Origin of the sequence: Shewanella sp. 10N.286.52.A9 (assembly GCF_041468985.1) — a bacterium.
In the GTDB taxonomy this organism is placed as follows: domain Bacteria; phylum Pseudomonadota; class Gammaproteobacteria; order Enterobacterales; family Shewanellaceae; genus Shewanella; species Shewanella japonica.
Genome location: NZ_JBFRJQ010000005.1, coordinates 186,573 through 201,787 on the forward strand (window position 1 = coordinate 186,573; position 15,215 = coordinate 201,787).

Annotated in this window: 14 protein-coding genes; 7 read left to right on the plus strand and 7 right to left on the minus strand. The window is 41.6% G+C overall.

Features of this window, described 5'->3' with window-relative positions; translation table 11 throughout:
• Nucleotides 1-165 precede the first annotated feature (165 nt).
• The 6 genes from AB4128_RS04890 (at nt 166) to nqrF (ending at nt 6,032) form a co-directional block, all read left to right on the plus strand.
• Nucleotides 166-1,527, plus strand: a complete 1,362-nt coding sequence (locus AB4128_RS04890; RefSeq protein ID WP_055025136.1) for a Na(+)-translocating NADH-quinone reductase subunit A — start codon at nt 166-168, stop codon at nt 1,525-1,527.
• Nucleotides 1,527-2,744 carry an NADH:ubiquinone reductase (Na(+)-transporting) subunit B gene (locus AB4128_RS04895; RefSeq protein ID WP_372037129.1) on the plus strand — a complete coding sequence of 406 codons (1,218 nt, stop codon included), beginning with the start codon at nt 1,527-1,529 and terminating at the stop codon, nt 2,742-2,744. The genes AB4128_RS04890 and AB4128_RS04895 overlap by 1 nt, the downstream gene beginning before the upstream one ends.
• Nucleotides 2,734-3,507 carry a Na(+)-translocating NADH-quinone reductase subunit C gene (locus AB4128_RS04900; protein WP_211029540.1) on the plus strand — a complete coding sequence of 258 codons (774 nt, stop codon included), beginning with the start codon at nt 2,734-2,736 and terminating at the stop codon, nt 3,505-3,507. The genes AB4128_RS04895 and AB4128_RS04900 overlap by 11 nt, the downstream gene beginning before the upstream one ends.
• Complete coding sequence (locus tag AB4128_RS04905; RefSeq protein WP_055025139.1) at nt 3,504-4,124, plus strand: NADH:ubiquinone reductase (Na(+)-transporting) subunit D; 621 nt, start codon at nt 3,504-3,506, stop codon at nt 4,122-4,124. The genes AB4128_RS04900 and AB4128_RS04905 overlap by 4 nt, the downstream gene beginning before the upstream one ends.
• Nucleotides 4,125-4,129: 5 nt before the next feature.
• Entirely contained in the window at nt 4,130-4,738 is a 609-nt protein-coding gene (gene nqrE / locus AB4128_RS04910) for an NADH:ubiquinone reductase (Na(+)-transporting) subunit E (RefSeq protein ID WP_055025195.1), read from the plus strand.
• A 76-nt stretch (nt 4,739-4,814) separates the two neighbouring features.
• Nucleotides 4,815-6,032, plus strand: coding sequence for an NADH:ubiquinone reductase (Na(+)-transporting) subunit F (nqrF, locus tag AB4128_RS04915; protein ID WP_065109533.1), 1,218 nt, complete (start codon nt 4,815-4,817; stop codon nt 6,030-6,032).
• A gap of 506 nt (nt 6,033-6,538) precedes the next feature.
• Here nqrF and AB4128_RS04920 read toward each other — a convergent pair.
• The 7 genes from AB4128_RS04920 to yjjX all read right to left on the minus strand — a co-directional run bounded on the left by AB4128_RS04920 (nt 6,539) and on the right by yjjX (nt 14,311).
• Nucleotides 6,539-7,729 carry a hypothetical protein gene (locus AB4128_RS04920; RefSeq protein WP_055025141.1) on the minus strand — a complete coding sequence of 397 codons (1,191 nt, stop codon included), beginning with the start codon at nt 7,727-7,729 and terminating at the stop codon, nt 6,539-6,541.
• Nucleotides 7,730-7,757: 28 nt separating this feature from the next.
• Nucleotides 7,758-8,675 (minus strand): FAD:protein FMN transferase, encoded by a 918-nt coding sequence (locus AB4128_RS04925; RefSeq protein WP_372037131.1) that lies wholly within the window; start codon nt 8,673-8,675, stop codon nt 7,758-7,760.
• A 755-nt stretch (nt 8,676-9,430) separates the two neighbouring features.
• On the minus strand, nt 9,431-10,606 hold the full coding sequence (locus AB4128_RS04930) for a membrane dipeptidase (protein WP_055025143.1): 1,176 nt from the start codon (nt 10,604-10,606) through the stop codon (nt 9,431-9,433).
• 40 nt (nt 10,607-10,646) lie between these two features.
• Complete coding sequence (locus AB4128_RS04935; RefSeq protein ID WP_372037178.1) at nt 10,647-11,054, minus strand: SufE family protein; 408 nt, start codon at nt 11,052-11,054, stop codon at nt 10,647-10,649.
• A gap of 129 nt (nt 11,055-11,183) precedes the next feature.
• Nucleotides 11,184-12,407: a cysteine desulfurase gene (locus AB4128_RS04940; protein ID WP_372037133.1), complete on the minus strand. Its 1,224-nt coding sequence runs from the start codon at nt 12,405-12,407 to the stop codon at nt 11,184-11,186.
• Between the two features lie 156 nt (nt 12,408-12,563).
• Nucleotides 12,564-13,604 carry an NADP(H)-dependent aldo-keto reductase gene (locus AB4128_RS04945; RefSeq protein ID WP_372037134.1) on the minus strand — a complete coding sequence of 347 codons (1,041 nt, stop codon included), beginning with the start codon at nt 13,602-13,604 and terminating at the stop codon, nt 12,564-12,566.
• Nucleotides 13,605-13,684: 80 nt separating this feature from the next.
• On the minus strand, nt 13,685-14,311 hold the full coding sequence (gene yjjX / locus AB4128_RS04950) for an inosine/xanthosine triphosphatase (RefSeq protein WP_080916608.1): 627 nt from the start codon (nt 14,309-14,311) through the stop codon (nt 13,685-13,687).
• An 88-nt stretch (nt 14,312-14,399) separates the two neighbouring features.
• Here yjjX and AB4128_RS04955 point away from each other — a divergent pair, with 88 nt between their 5' ends.
• The gene (locus AB4128_RS04955; protein ID WP_192021502.1) at nt 14,400-15,182 is read left to right on the plus strand and encodes a ribonuclease H family protein; all 783 of its coding nucleotides are present in this window, start codon (nt 14,400-14,402) and stop codon (nt 15,180-15,182) included.
• Nucleotides 15,183-15,215: the final 33 nt, after the last annotated feature.

The following is a 15,215-nucleotide window of genomic DNA, read 5'->3' on the forward strand; positions in this document are numbered from 1 at the left end:
TTCATAATTGAAATTTTATCTCGGACTCAGTTCAAAGTTTTAGCTCAAATTCGTTTTTTATCGTACATTTATTTCACATTATATTTAAAAGGTGTGACTTCAATAGCGGATTTAGCTCACAAATTTATTTAATATGTGGTATCTGAATTTTAAAGGTTACAAGTAATGGCTGGATCCTCAAATCAGGTTATAACAATTAAACGAGGCCTTGATGTGCCTATCGCGGGGGAACCGCAACAAGTCATCGAATCAATAAAAGCGACGTCGAGAGTAGCAATTCTTGGTGAAGAGTACGTTGGTTTAAAACCGACTATGCTGGTTGAAGAAGGGGATATGGTCAAAAAAGGCCAGGTACTTTTTGAAGACAAAAAAACACCAGGAGTAAAATTCACAGCACCAGCAAGTGGTGAAGTCATCAGCATTAATCGCGGTGAAAAACGCGTATTATTATCTGTTGTTATTCGCTGTGAAGGCGACGAGTCGGTGAGTTTTGACATTGCTGATGATGTGCTGGCTTTATCTCGGGATAAGGTAAAGAGTAATCTCGTCAATAGCGGTTTGTGGACTGCACTTCGCACCCGTCCTTTTTCACGTATTCCTGCCCTTGATGCAACTCCGAGTGCAATTTTTGTCACTGCGATGGATACCAATCCATTAGCGGCGGATCCACGCATTGTGATTGCAGAGCATGAGGCAGCATTCAGTCAAGGCTTACAAGTACTGTCTCGGTTAACTGATGGCAAAGTCATGCTCTGTCATGATGAAGGCGCGAGTTTACCCGGCAGTGATGCTCAGCAAGTAGATTCACACCAGTTTGGTGGGGTACATCCTGCAGGTCTTGTGGGCACGCATATTCATTTTCTTCATCCTGTAAACATTGAAAATGTGGTTTGGCATATTGGTTACCAAGATGTCATTGCGTTTGGCAAACTATTTCAAACTGGTGAGTTATTCAACGAACGTGTTGTCGCGTTAGCGGGCCCCAATGTGTTAAACCCACGATTGATTCGTACCCAGCTTGGTGCCGATTTAGGTGAAATGGTAGAGAAAGAAATCAAAGATATTCAGTCTCGAGTCGTGTCGGGATCTGTGCTCTCAGGTCATACTGCTGTAGGGGTTTATAACTACTTAGGTCGTTATCACACCCAAGTTAGCGTGTTAACTGAAAATGCTCGCCATGAGCTTTTGCCGTGGGTGAGACGCAATAAAGAAAAGTTCTCCCTTACTGGCATTATGATGTCGGGTTTTAGCCGCACGAAAAAGCTATTCGATTTCACCACTCATGCGGGGGGCTCACCACGGGCAATGATGGCGTTTGGCCAATTAGCACGTGTGATGCCTTTGGATATTTTACCTACCTTACTCGTCAGAGATTTAGTGGTTCGTGATACTGATGAAGCTCAGCTATTAGGCGCATTAGAATTAGACGAAGAAGACTTAGCGTTATGCACTTTTGTTTGTCCCGGAAAGTATGACTTCGGTAAAGAGTTACGTGCTTGCTTGGATATTATCGAGAGGGAAGGTTAATGGGTCAGCAACAAAATAAACCGGGTAAGCAAGAGCAGTATTACGCTCACGGGCACTCGATGAAAAGCTATTTGCGCTCTTTATGGATTGCACGTGGCCGAAGCACCAAGGGTAAAGTACATGTACGTGATGCTATTGACGTCAAACGTACTATGCACATTGTGGGTATGTGTTTACTGCCTGTGCTGCTTTTTGGCATGTACAACTTAGGGCTTCAAGCTCAAATCGCCATAGCGGCAGGTGCTACTCAACCTGATAGTTGGCAATTAGTTATTTTTAATGCGGTTTTTGGACCACTGACAAGTGAATCAGGCTTACTGAGTTTGTTTGCTTATGGTGCCAGCTACTATGTACCAATTTATCTCGCCACATTAATCGTTTGCTTATTTTGGGAAGTGATTTTTGCCAAAATGCGTAAGCAAGAACTTCACGAAGGCTTTTTCATCACAGCCTTGTTGTTCTCGATTATTGTGCCAGTCTCAACACCGTTGTGGATTATTGCTATTGGCGTGTGCTTTGGGGTGATTGTCGCGAAAGAGATGTTTGGCGGCATGGGGTATAACTTCTTAAATCCTGCCTTAGCGGGTTACGCCTTTATTTATTTTGCATATCCGACAGAAGTGGCTGCAATTAGTCAGTTTGTTGCGGTAGACGGCTTCGCTGGCGCTACCACATTAACCGAAGCTGCAGCGAGTCGCGCAAACCTTTACACTGATGTCAGTTGGTTAGGTGCGCTGTCAGATCCTAAATGGATGGATGCTTTTTTAGGCTTTACTCCTGGTTCGATTGGGGAAACAAGCACCTTAGCCATTTTGATTGGTGGTGGCGTGTTATTACTGACTCGTGTTGCTGATTGGCGAGTGGTCGCTGGTGTGTTGTTAGGTATGATTGCCACGGCGATTTTATTCAATCTTGTTGGCCCTAGCAAAAACTCTATCGCTGCAATGCCGTGGACATGGCACCTTGTGACAGGTGGCTTTGCCTTAGGCATGATGTTTATGGCAACGGACCCTGTGACCGCTTCATACACGCGCAATGCCAAATATGCCTACGGCGCATTAATTGGTTTTATGACTGTGCTGATACGAGTACTAAACGTAAAACTTCCTGAAGGCATTATGTTAGCGATTTTGTTTGCGAATTTATGGGCACCGCTATTCGATTATCTGGTGGCTCAAGCCAACATTAAACGGAGACTAAAACGTCATGGCCTTTAAGAAAGATACTGTCGCAGGCACGATGATATTTATCATCAGTTTGAGTTTAGTGTGTTCGTTTATGATTACCGGGACCGCTGAAATTCTCAAAGAACGTAAGTTGGCCAAAAAACGAGATGAAATACAGCAATTTGTGTTGCGCGCAGCCAATGTTGATATCAGTAATGGCGATTTTCGCGAACTCTTTGCCGAGCGAGTGACACCTAAGATGGTGAATCTGGATTCTGGTGAATATGTCGCACAAGAAAACCTACTTGATTTCGATGACCGCATGGCGGCAATCAATCCTGATAGTTCATCTAAGCCTAAAAAAGATACCGCCAAGATTAAGACTCGTGCGGATAACATCCGAATTTTTGAAGTTCGAGATGAATCAGGCAGCTTATCGAGCGTCGTTATGCCTATATATGGCAAAGGTTTATGGTCGATGATTTATGGCTATTTAGCCGTCAAGCCTGATTTGAATACGGTTGAAAATATCATTTTCTACGAACATGGTGAAACACCTGGTATTGCTGACTTTGTTACCGATCCACAATGGACTGACTTATGGAAAGGCAAACAGCTATTTGATGAACAAGGCAAGATTGCTATCAAGGTCGTCAAAGGTGGCGCTAAAGAAGGTGACATTCATGGGGTTGATGGCGTGAGTGGAGCGACTCGAACTGGTGTCGGTATTCAGCGCGCGGTTGAGTTTTGGTTTGGAGTAGAAGGTTTCCAAACCTTTCTTAAGCAGTTTGCTCAAGCGGAGGCTAAGTCATGAGTAGTGCTATTTCTACTAAGCAGATTTTAACATCGCCTATTTTTGCTAATAACCCTGTTGCGATGCAAGTATTGGGTGTCTGTTCTGCTCTAGCTGTCAGTAACTCTATGCAAACGGCATTAGTGATGACGCTTGCGGTGACATTTGTACTGGTGTCATCTAACTTAATCATTTCGACCATTCGCAACTTTATCCCAAACAGTGTGCGGATCATTGCGCAGATGACTGTGATTGCTTCTTTGGTCATCATTGTCGACATGGTACTTCAAGATGTGGCATACGAGTTGTCTAAGCAGTTATCTGTTTTTGTCAGCTTGATTATCACTAACTGTATCATCATGGGACGTGCTGAAGCATTTGCGATGAAGTACCCACCGCATCTCGCCTTGGTTGATGCCCTCGGTAATGCTATGGGATATGGCGTTATCTTACTGGGTGTCGCATTTGTTCGTGAACTGTTGGGGCGTGGGACCTTATTTGGTCATGAAATATTTACCACCATTGAAAACGGTGGTTGGTATTTGGCAAATGAAATGTTCACCTTACCGCCTAGCGCATTCTTTTTGATCGGCGTGATGATTTGGGCCATCAATGTTGTGCAGCGTAAGAGAGGGTAATGGCAATGGAACATTATATTAATTTATTTATTCAAGCTGCGTTTATCGACAATATGGCGCTGTCTTTTTTCTTAGGTATGTGTACGTTTCTTGCTGTATCTAAGAAAGTGTCGACTTCTTTCGGTTTAGGGATTGCCGTTATCGTGGTGATGATGTTGGCTGTGCCGTTAAACCAGGTCATATACGTTAACGTACTTGCGCCAGGTGCATTAGCTTGGGCTGGCTTTCCTGAGTTAAACCTTAGTTACTTACAGTTGATTACCTTTATTGGGGTTATTGCAGCGTTAGTACAAATTTTGGAAATGTTTTTAGAGCGCTATATTCCAACCTTGTACCAGTCTCTGGGGATTTTCTTACCACTTTTAACAGTAAACTGTGCCATTTTTGCTGGGGTAATTTTTATGGCGAACCGCGATTACAACTTAGTTGAATCTATGGTGTTTGCTGGTGGTAGTGCTGTGGGCTGGGCAATGGCGATTATCTTGTTAGCGGGCTTACGTGAGCGGATGAAATTCCATGCGATTCCACTTGGCTTACAAGGTATCGGTATTACCTTTATTACCACTGGATTAATGGCGCTAGGGTTTATGTCATTTGCTGGTATCACGCTGTAATGCTGGCAAAAAAGATAGTGACAAAAGTGAACTCGAATTCTCTGAGTAATGACACATTGTTGAGAAGGTACATTTAATGGAAATGGCAATCGGCATAGGCATGTTTACCATCGTGGTAAGTTTGCTGGTAATGGTAATTTTATTCGCCAAAAGTAAGTTAGTTAACACTGGCGATGTCACCATTGGGATTAATGGTGAGGCTGATAAGAGTGTTCGCACTCCAGCTGGTGACAAATTGTTAGGCGCCCTTGCTGGACAGAATATTTTTATTCCGTCTGCATGCGGCGGTGGTGGCACATGTGGCCAATGTCGTGTGACAGTTAAGTCTGGTGGCGGAGATATTCTGGCTACTGAACTTGACCACATAACGAAAAAAGAAGCTAAAGAAGGTTGTCGTTTAGCTTGTCAGGTTGCTGTGCGAACTGACATGGAACTAGAAGTAGACGAAGAGATATTTGGTGTTAAAAAGTGGCAATGTGAAGTCGTCTCAAACAATAACCAAGCCACCTTTATTAAAGAGTTACTGCTAAAGGTACCTGAAGGTGAAGAGGTTCACTTTAAAGCTGGAGGCTACATTCAAATTGAAGCACCAGCTCACGAAGTGAAATATGCTGATTTCGATATACCTGACCAATATCGAGATGACTGGGAGCGTTTTGATCTATTTAGCTTAGTATCAAAAGTCGATGAAGATGTTTTACGTGCGTATTCAATGGCCAACTACCCTGATGAAAAGGGAACCATTATGTTGAACGTACGTATTGCTACTCCGCCAACAAATGATTTACCACCTGGGCAAATGTCTTCGTACATTTTTAATCTGAAAGCGGGTGATAAAGTCACGATTTCAGGACCATTTGGTGAGTTTTTTGTTAAAGAGACCGATGCTGAAATGGTGTTTATTGGTGGTGGTGCTGGTATGGCACCCATGCGTTCACATATCTTTGATCAGCTCAAAAGTAAGCAGACCAAACGTAAGATGTCATTCTGGTATGGTGCACGTTCTGCGAGAGAAATTTTCTATCAAGATGATTTTGATACATTAGCAGCTGAAAATGAAAACTTTGAATGGCATGTCGCACTGTCAGATCCTTTACCGGAAGATAATTGGCAAGGTTACACAGGCTTTATTCATACGGTGCTGCTTGAGAATTACCTTAAAGACCACAAAGCCCCAGAAGATTGTGAATTCTATATGTGTGGCCCTCCAATCATGAACTCTTCTGTCATTAACATGCTAGAAAGTTTAGGTGTTGAAGAAGAAAATATTCTACTTGATGACTTTGGTGATTAACCATTAAGTTACAAAGTAAAATCAAAAGCTGAAACTGAGGTTTCAGCTTTTTTATGTCTCATACTTGGCTGAAGTGATAATTATGTCTAATGGGTAACATCGGATTTGCTTAAGCTTCTTATTTAAGCCTTTCACTTAAGCCTTCCATTTAAGTTCTTCAATACAGCTTTTTAATGTAGTTCCTCGATATAGCACTTCGGTTGAGTCTCTTGAATGAGATTTTTACGTGAGTTTCTCGCATGATTTTTTTGCATGAGTCTCTTGCGTGAGTTTCTGGCATAGATCTGTTGATTCAATTGTCGGTTTGAAAGCCACTACAAAATGGCTTTTAACGACATGCTATTTAATAGCGTATCAGGGAGTAAATTAACGACGTTGTGAAGAGGCTACAAAGCGTGGTTGGTAAAAGCTCAGCACGTACTTGTACACATAAAAAAGCGCTTCTGAGGGAGTGACAGAAGCGCTTACAGTAACGATATATATTGTAATCGTATTACTTTGGGTTATTAACCTAGTGGAATAATGCCATCAACTTTAATAACCAGTGAACATGCACCTACTTTTGTCCAATCAACATCTGATGGAGTAAAGTCTTCGCCAGCACCTAGACCAGGAACTTCAGTGACCCAATCAAAGCCTTTAAGTGCAGTACGCTCGTAATCAATCGTACCTAAGATACGTGCACCCATGTTGCGCTCAAATTTGGCTGAAAGCATCGGAGAGTATTCATAGTAAGCTAAACGAGTTTCACCTTCAGTGACAGCGTTATAACAAGTATTGTTTTTACCGATACTCATTGAAACATAATAGTTTCCGTCGTCTTCAAGCTTCATACCGTAGCCGAAAATCGCCACGTTTGGTGTTTCTACCATTTCAGCTGTTTCATCATCAGTAAACTTGTTTACTGTAGTGACTAATTTAGCGCCCATTTGGTTTTTGATTGCGCTTAATTGGTATTCTTTACCATCGTTCGGGAACATGTCTGCCATGTATTCACGGTTTTGAAGGCCACAAGCTGTTTTCAGTGTTTTAGCGCCGCTACCATCTGACACTTCTTTCCACTCGTAGTTGTAAATGCTGCCATTTAAGCGTTGAGCTAGGTAATCGGCATTTAAGAATGAGCCAGTGCCGTAGTAGAACGAACCTGATGCACCTGTTTTACCATCGACTAATGTGTCATCTGGCTCAGGTTGTGGGAACGTTGGATCTTGTGGATCGCCTGGATCTACCGGCGGCGTTTCATCATGTGGATTATCATGACAGTTACTACAAGTACCGTAATCGCCATGTGGAACATTAGCAGGGTCGCTACCTTCATAGTTATGGCAGCTCATACAGTCATCAGATGCCATTGCAGAAGCGAATGCCGCTACAAGTGGCTCTTCATCTGCTGGTGCATTTGGGTCGATATAATCAAAGTTAACGCCTTCTTCAGCACATTGGTGTGCAAAAGTAGAAATATAACCAACGGCCTTAGTTTGTAATTCATCCGCTTTAGTCACTAAGTTTGCATTGTCTTCTACTAAAGAATCATTTGCTGCTGTTAGTTCTGTATTTTTAGTATTTAGCTCAGCGTTTTGAGCTTCTAATTGCTCAATTTGGTTTTCAAGACCTGACGTATCAGTGTCATCATCACTACACGCAGTTAGGCCAAGCATAGCGATACAAAGAACGCTTAATTTAAAAGTTTTTTTCATCGTTTTTCCCCTATTAATAGTTTGATAACTATTCTTTTATATATTTTTTAAAGCTCTCAGAATGGTGAGTAATCAACTTGCCAAACTTATCCTCAATGATCATGATTGGGATTTGGTGTTCATTGGCGATAGCCAATGATTCTTCGACAGAGAGCACCATAAATGCTGTTGCTAATGCATCTGCTGTCATAGAATATTTTTCAATTACTGTGGCTGAAACCACAGTGTGAGCAACGGGTCTACCTGAGCGTGGATCAATTAAATGAGAGAAGTGGTGGCCGTTTTTCTCGAAGTACTTACGGTAATCACCCGAGGTGGCGACGGCTGCATTTCCTGGATTAATAATTTCCATTTGCCCCGTTGAGTAAGCAAAAGGTTTATCGATTCCGACTTTCCATGCTTGTTGCTCAGCGTTAAGTCCTTTTATTCGTAATTCACCACCGATATCGACAAGGTAATTGTGAATACCATTCAGCTCCATTACATCGGCAACGACATCGACTCCAAAGCCTTTGGCAATTGAAGACAGATCAATCTCTAAGCCATCAATTGTTTTTGTCAGTTGATTGTTTTCGATTTTAATATGTTGGATCCCAACGTATTGCTTGGCATTGTCGATGGCTTTTTGAGTCGGGACTTCGGTTGCTTTACCGTCTGGCCCAAACCCCCATAAATTAACTAATGGCGCAACGGTTACGTCCAATGTATGGTTTGTTAATTCAGCAATGCGCAGTGCCTCTGTCATGACGTATTTCATGTCTCGACTGATAGTGATAGGCGTATTTTTAGGTGTTTGGTTAATTTGGCTGATTTCAGAATCTTCACGCCAAGTAGACATTGATTGATTGACGCTTTCGAGACGAGTTTCTATTTGTGCTCGAATGTTTGCCATATGAGCTGGTGTGATTTTTTCTGCTGTCCAAGAGACCTTATACTTATTTCCCATGGTTTTTCCATGAACAGTTCTCATCTCTTGAGCATTAACTTGTGTGATTAAAATGCTATATAAAAATAGCCCAAAGATTGTTTTTAAAGTACTTGAATTCATATTCATAACAAGTTTTTGTAAATAATAACTTTTGTTTTATTAGAATATGAGACAGTCATTTTTATGTAAATTTATACACAGAAAATCCATTTTTTGATGTTTAAATTTGCGCTTTGCATCATTTTGTTATGTGATTTTTTGAGCTAGGTCTATGTTTTATAATGTTAAATTAGTAACTGGTGCTATATGCCTTGCTATGTTCGTTTTTTATATCGTTTAGGTATAAAAATTCAAAGAAAACAATATTTAATCTATTAAAAACTGCTATTAATGTGATGTAAGTATAAATTTTATTGTTATTATTTAAACCAATGAAAAATGTTGCAATATAAAATGAATTTCAAAAAATGAAATGATTGTTTTTGATATTTAGAATTGTCAATAATTAATACAGAGGCATTTGAAAGTAGATTCTTTTTGAAAGGAAAAAATATAGATGACTGTTTCAACTCGCGTTTTATTAACGTTGAGGGTTGCTATTTTAACGTTATTCTAAAGGGGGATTCTTGGAATAAAGAAATTTACTTATTTAGCCTATTAGTCATTTAGTCAGAAAGTAAATAGCCTATTAGGCAAAATGGTGGGGGATGATGCTGGGGATTAACCCAGCATTGGGTATGTATTAGCGCATTTTTGAACATCGATTAAGGGGGTTAGATCAACACCTGATTAAGCACGCGTTGCCAGTTGCCTCCTAAAAAGCGGTCACGATCGCTAGATTTATAGCGAGCTTTAGCTAAGGCATCATCGATTCGACTCATTCTGTCTATATGGTTCAGTTCCGGTATCACGACATGCTGAGGCAGGTTCTCAAAACCCAAGACATTTTTTGCTGCTAAACTTTGCCACCATTCGTGGTATTGCTTTACACCTTCTTCGTTATTGTTATCTAACGCTAACAGGTTTTCTTGACCTCGCAGCGGATAATCATTGGCAATCGCAACAGCGTTCACCCCGCCGATTCTGGCAACTCTATCTAATTGACGTACATAATCATCAATTGTGGGCACAGGATCGTTGGTTAGCCAAAAGCTCATCATAAATACCCCAAATACGCCGCCAGTATCTGCAATGGCTCTAATAACCTCATCAGGTGAACAGCGGGCGTTATTTACAATAGAGCGTACAGCGCCGTGACTTTGTACTATGGGCATTTGGCTCGCTTTGGCTGTATCTAACGCTGTTTGCGGACTGGAATGACTAACATCTATAAGAATATTACGCTGGTTGAGTGCACTAATGAGCTGTTTACCGTCATCAGTTAGCGGTTTGTTTAACCCTTGGTTGCCGTCATTATCTAATGCGCCCCCCGCAAAACGATTTCCGTAATGGTGGGTTAATTGTAATACCCGTAATCCGTGCTGATGAAACTCATTTAAGCGCTGCCACTGCTGACCTTCACCTGAAAAGTTATCATCTTCAACACAATCGGCACCTTGTATTTGAAAGTAAACCGCAGTGCGTTTTTCAGCCCTGGCGCTAGCAATATCACGCCCACTGAGACCCTGTAATAAAATATCTGGATTGTCTATTACTCGTTGCTGAGCTTCTTTAATGCTGGCAATGCAGGCTTTATAACTGCGTTTATAGTTTGTGGTGCCATCGGGCTGAGTAATCGCTTCAATATCAGAAATATCACAAATGTACGCATCTAGTTTTGATGCGCGCACATCATCAAGGTTATCAGGAAGAAAACTAAGTCCATCGATATAAAGGCGCTTATTTGATTGCGCAAGTACAGAAGAGCTGTAAAGCGGGCAGAGAAGACTGGCGGCGGCAATGCCCTTGAGAAGTTGTCGTCGGCTTTGGTTACAAGCGCTTGTTGTCATGTGGTTTCCTTTTTAGACGCTTGTAATCATGTGAAGCTGATTATGTTGCGGCAAATTGCTTTATAGCATTGGCTAAGGCGGTTACGCCATTGGTACGCGACGGGCTTAATTGGCCACTTAGCCCTAAATGTGAAAAATAACGCTCTAAATCAAATGAAGTAATTTCAGCAGAGGTTTTTCCGTGAGTCGCATCGAGCAGTATAGCAATAAGACCCTTAACTATACGTGAATCGCTGTCAGCACAAAAAAAGTGTTTATCTGCATCTTGATAGTGATATAGCCAAGCTTGGCTTTCACATCCTTTCACTTGAGCGGCTTCTACTTTAAACGTTTCATTTAATGGAGCAAGTACCTTACCTACCAGCATAATTTGGCGATATTTATCTTGCCAGTTTGTTGCCTGTTGTATGGCGAGAACAGCCTGAGAAACCTTGTCATCTAATGGTATAAAACAGCTTTTATCTGGCGTATCAACGAGTATGTTTTCTGATGCTGCGTGATTCAAAATAGGCCTCAATGGGAATGACTAAATACTATTACGGTTAAGCTGTAAAGGTTTAAGCGAGTTAAGGTTAAGTTATAACAGTAATTCTTTAACTTTACGAAGTGCATCGATAAATAGGTCAATATCTTGCTTATTATTGTATAAACCAATGGATGCACGACAACAGCCTTTAAGGTTTAGATGCTGCATTAATGGCATGGCGCAATGGTGGCCACACCGTACGGCAATACCTTGCTGATCGAGTAATATGCCCACATCTTGATGATGCTCGCCAGCAAGGTTAAAAGCGACAACTCCAACATTATTAGGACCAGCGCCATAGAGGCTTATGTCACCCAACTGAGCCAGTTGTTGCTGTAAGTAGTGCAGTAAAGTTTGCTCATGTTGCTCAACCAAATCACTGGGTAAGTCACTCATAAAACTAATTGCAGCGCCTAAACCGATGACGGCAGAAATAGCTGGGGTGCCAGCTTCTAATTTGTTAGGCAAACTACCAAACTCTGTACCGTTAAAGCTGACCGTTTTGATCATTTCGCCACCCGTTAACATCGGGGTTAAGGCATTTAATATCTGGTAGCGACCATAGAGGATGCCAACCCCTGTTGGACCATACATTTTATGGCCTGAAAATACATAAAAATCACAACCAATTTGTTGAACATCAATAGCAAAGTGAGCGATGGCTTGCGCGCCATCAACTAAGGTGATGGCACCTACGTGTTTGGCTTTTTGAGTTAATTCTATGATCGGGTTAACTGTGCCTAATGCATTAGTCACATGGGTTAGGGCGACTAATTTGGGTGCTAATGACAGCAACTGCTCATACGCATCAACATCGATCGTTAAATCATCATTGAGTGGGATTGGCTTAATGATGGCGCCAGTTTGCTTTGCTAGTTGTTGCCACGGGACAATATTGGCATGATGGGCGGCTGTATCGACCAAGATAATATCGTCTTTATCAAATTGTGCAGTTAATCCATGCGCCACCATATTGATTGACTCAGTAGTTCCATGAGTAAAGATGATTTCATCGACTCGATTGCTATTGATAAACCCTTGAACTTGGCTACGTACAGCCTCATAGTCGCGCGTTGCTCGAGCTGATAATTGATGAGCTGCGCGGTGAACATTGGCATTATTTAGTTGATAATACTGATTCACAGCATTGATGACGGACTGAGGCTTTTGGCTCGTCGCCGCAGTATCTAGATAACATAACGGTTGCCCATCAATCTGTTGAGACAGGGTGGGAAATTGGGCTCTAATCGCATCATGTTCAAAAGCTTTCGTCATTGCAAACTCACTTTATTAACGCCAACCTTAAATAACTCGCGCGGATTCAAGCATTGTCGATAAATAGAAATTGGGCTAAGCCCTAAATAGAAACGCCACGATCTTCATAGAAAGTGGCGCTTATTGCAAGTCTAGCATGAACGATTAAGCAGTTTATTAAGGGCAAGGCATTCGGTAACGTAAAGACAATTCATCAATTCTTGCCAATAATTCAGGGCTAAGGGTTACATCAAGACTGTCGATGTTTTCTTTAAGCTGATCTAGCGTCGTTGCGCCAATAATATTAGAGGCAACAAAGCGTCGACTATTTACAAAAGCCAGTGACATTTGTGTTGGACTTAGATTGAACTCTCGAGCTAACTCAATATAAGCTTGGGTTGCTTCAAGTGCCATTGAGGTGGCATTGTAGCGAGCAAATCGTTTGAACAAGGTCAGTCTGGCTTTTTCTGGCCACTGGTTATTTTCATATTTACCGGTTAGCGCACCAAAAGCGAGCGGTGAATATGCCAGTAAAGGCAGCTCTTCTCGGTGACTAATTTCTGACATTCCGACTTCAAAACTACGATTCAGTAAATTATAAGGATTTTGCACGCTAACGATTCGAGGTAAGTCGTGTTTCTCTGCAAGGCGAAGGTATTGCATCAGCCCCCAAGGCGTCTCATTTGATACTCCGATATAACGCACTTTTCCTTGGCGAACGACTTCAGCTAACGCTTCTAATGTTTCAAGAATGGGCGTTTGATTTTCTTCTTCATCATGGTTATATAAAAGCTCGCCGAAATAGTTACAATTTCTGTCTGGCCAATGTACCTGATACAAATCAATCGTATCGACCTGTAATCGCTCAAGCGATGCATCAACTGCTTGATGAATATTTACCCAATCTAACGCCATATTAGGTCGGATAAAGTCGCTTTTTACACCGGCTGCAGACACTTTTGTGGCAATCACTAGGTTATCGCGGTTACCACGCTGAGATAAATATTGGCCAATAATTCGTTCAGTTTCGCCTTGAGATTCAGCTTTTGGCGGAACGGGATACATTTCGGCAGTATCAATAAAGTTAATACCGCGACTTAGGGCGTAATCGAGTTGTTCAAAAGCATCTTGTTGTGAGTTCTGTTCTCCCCAGGTCATAGTGCCTAGGCAAATTTTACTGACATCAAGACTGGTATGAGGAATGCGTTGATATTCCATTTATTTCTCCTATGGAATGCAGTTACTTTGAAGTTATCAAGCTTTTGCGTTAAACAAAAGCTTGATATTCCGTTAGCAAATTAACTGTTGAATATCTCGGCATTTATAAAGGGGGCCATTGCTAAAATAATGGCTTGGGTATAAATACTTTCTCGTGTTGCTAACCCTTGTGTTAGCAGACCAATTGCACCACCTTTTTGCTTGATGTTGTCAGTATTAAATAAACGATCCATCACATGGCCAAGCTCTTCACCTTGTTGTAATGATTGATACACTTGAGCTGGTAATGGCAGTAGTGCACTGCGTCCAATAGATATTTGCTGCTGATGAATGATGGCCATATAGGCAAAGGTGGCTGGGCCATGATCAAAATGCTCAACCCCGCCTTCCATAGCGATGTAAAAGTCGGCTTTTGTTTCTGCCATTGTGTTTGCTAAGTCTTCAGACTGGCAAAATTGAACACGATTAATTGCCCCCTGTTTTGTTTCTTGCTCGGTCATGGGTTGATCTGCAACAAGAGAGGGAGCATGTTTGCCAATGCAATGTATTTGGTGATGGGGGAAATATTGGCTGAAGGCGACTTTGGCGGCATTCACTTTTACTGGATTTTTAGAACCAACAATAATGGTCAGTTGTGCAATTGTTTGCTCGCCAATTGATTTTTTATCATGCAGAGGCTGCGTTTCAAGCTGAGTAGGATTTGACATAGTTTTATATTCAATTAGTTATTTTAGTAGCGGCATAAGCTACACTGATGCGCATTAAGTATCTTACGCTATTTTACAGAGAGTCATCATGGCAAAGAAGTTTTATGTTGTCTGGTCAGGTCGAGAGACAGGTATTTTTACCAGTTGGGATTACACCAAGAAGTTGGTGGATAAGTTTCCTCAAGCCAAATACAAGTCGTTTCCCACTGAGGCGCAAGCTAAAGCGGCATTTGCGGGGGCAGCCTCAAGTAGTATTGGAAAGCCAGCTAGCAAAAAAGCGAGCGGTAAAAGTATCAGCCAAAGTACCAGTAAAGTAGAGTCAATTAAGACGACGAATATTGATCTTTTCAGCCATGATGTCATGGTTTTTACTGATGGTGGTTGTGAGCCAAATCCTGGTAAGGCGGGTTCAGGAATGGCGGTTTATCGCCAAGGTGAAGTGAGTGAGCTTTGGTATGGGTTATTTAATCCTAATGGCACTAACAATAGTGCGGAACTAAATGCCTTGTATCAAGCGTTATTGGTGGCTGAAAAAGCCTTAAACGATAAGCAAACCGTTAAAATATTGAGTGACTCGCAATATTCCATTAATTGTATTACCAACTGGGCCTATGGTTGGAAAGCCAAAGGTTGGAAGCGAAAAGTTGCTGGTGATATTGCTAACCTTGAAGTGATACAACAAGCACACGAATTATATGACGCAATTAAAGGCCAGATTGATATTGCTCATGTGGCTGCTCATATCGGCATTGAAGGTAATGAACTGGCTGATCGCATGTCGATTTACGCTATCGATCAAAAAAATACTGAATTTAGCCAATATGATGAACCTATCAATTTAACTGAGATTCTGGCTCTTAGGACAGGGTAGTCGTCATTTCCTTTCTTTGAGAGATGATAGTTG

Bases quoted from the DNA above. Each gene is read 5' to 3' on its own strand.
- AB4128_RS04890 (WP_055025136.1), top strand. From the start codon at position 166: ATGGCTGGATCCTCAAATCAGGTTATAACAATTAAACGAGGCCTTGAT.
- AB4128_RS04895 (WP_372037129.1), top strand. From the start codon at position 1,527: ATGGGTCAGCAACAAAATAAACCGGGTAAGCAAGAGCAGTATTACGCT.
- AB4128_RS04900 (WP_211029540.1), top strand. From the start codon at position 2,734: ATGGCCTTTAAGAAAGATACTGTCGCAGGCACGATGATATTTATCATC.
- AB4128_RS04905 (WP_055025139.1), top strand. From the start codon at position 3,504: ATGAGTAGTGCTATTTCTACTAAGCAGATTTTAACATCGCCTATTTTT.
- nqrE (WP_055025195.1), top strand. From the start codon at position 4,130: ATGGAACATTATATTAATTTATTTATTCAAGCTGCGTTTATCGACAAT.
- nqrF (WP_065109533.1), top strand. From the start codon at position 4,815: ATGGAAATGGCAATCGGCATAGGCATGTTTACCATCGTGGTAAGTTTG.
- AB4128_RS04920 (WP_055025141.1), bottom strand. From the start codon at position 7,729: ATGAAAAAAACTTTTAAATTAAGCGTTCTTTGTATCGCTATGCTTGGC.
- AB4128_RS04925 (WP_372037131.1), bottom strand. From the start codon at position 8,675: ATGGGAAATAAGTATAAGGTCTCTTGGACAGCAGAAAAAATCACACCA.
- AB4128_RS04930 (WP_055025143.1), bottom strand. From the start codon at position 10,606: ATGACAACAAGCGCTTGTAACCAAAGCCGACGACAACTTCTCAAGGGC.
- AB4128_RS04940 (WP_372037133.1), bottom strand. From the start codon at position 12,407: ATGACGAAAGCTTTTGAACATGATGCGATTAGAGCCCAATTTCCCACC.
- AB4128_RS04945 (WP_372037134.1), bottom strand. From the start codon at position 13,604: ATGGAATATCAACGCATTCCTCATACCAGTCTTGATGTCAGTAAAATT.
- yjjX (WP_080916608.1), bottom strand. From the start codon at position 14,311: ATGTCAAATCCTACTCAGCTTGAAACGCAGCCTCTGCATGATAAAAAA.
- AB4128_RS04955 (WP_192021502.1), top strand. From the start codon at position 14,400: ATGGCAAAGAAGTTTTATGTTGTCTGGTCAGGTCGAGAGACAGGTATT.